Here is a 500-nt window from a genome sequence, read left to right as displayed (position 1 = left end):
CCCGAAGCCGGTGGAGCAACCACTTTGTGGAGCTAGCCGTCGAAGGTGGGACAAATGATTGGGGTGAAGTCGTAACAAGGTAGCCGTATCGGAAGGTGCGGCTGGATCACCTCCTTTCTAAGGATTTATACGGAATACTTTCGATAGAAAGTAAGGAATAACGTGACATATTGCATTTAGTTTTGAATGCTCATTTGAGTATTCAATGAACTATATTATTATGGGCCTATAGCTCAGCTGGTTAGAGCGCACGCCTGATAAGCGTGAGGTCGGTGGTTCGAGTCCACTTAGGCCCACCATGTTTAAGTTTAATATCAAATTCAACTTAAAACTTCCGTAAGACGGCGAGTTTCAATCGATCGAAATCGACTGAAAAGCTAGTCTCGGAAAGTATTGTACATTGAAAACTAGATAGTAAGTAAGATAGATTTTACCAAGCAAAACCGAGTGAATTAGAGTTTTTAAAAGCTTGAATTCAAAAATAATCGCTAGTGTTCGAA

At 41.0% G+C, this 500-nt stretch carries 1 tRNA gene and 1 rRNA gene; both read left to right on the top strand.

From position 1 onward, the window contains the following. A 16S ribosomal RNA gene (locus N9R04_RS11310) occupies positions 1-117 on the top strand; the annotation flags it as partial. Between the two features lie 105 nt (positions 118-222). Next, positions 223-299: transfer RNA gene (locus N9R04_RS11305), tRNA-Ile, on the top strand. Positions 300-500 lie beyond the last annotated feature (201 nt).

It is taken from the genome of Staphylococcus marylandisciuri, assembly GCF_025519785.1.
Taxonomy (GTDB): domain Bacteria; phylum Bacillota; class Bacilli; order Staphylococcales; family Staphylococcaceae; genus Staphylococcus; species Staphylococcus marylandisciuri.
The sequence above is the reverse complement of the archived record's forward strand: the minus strand, read 5'-3'. Positions and strand labels throughout refer to the sequence as shown.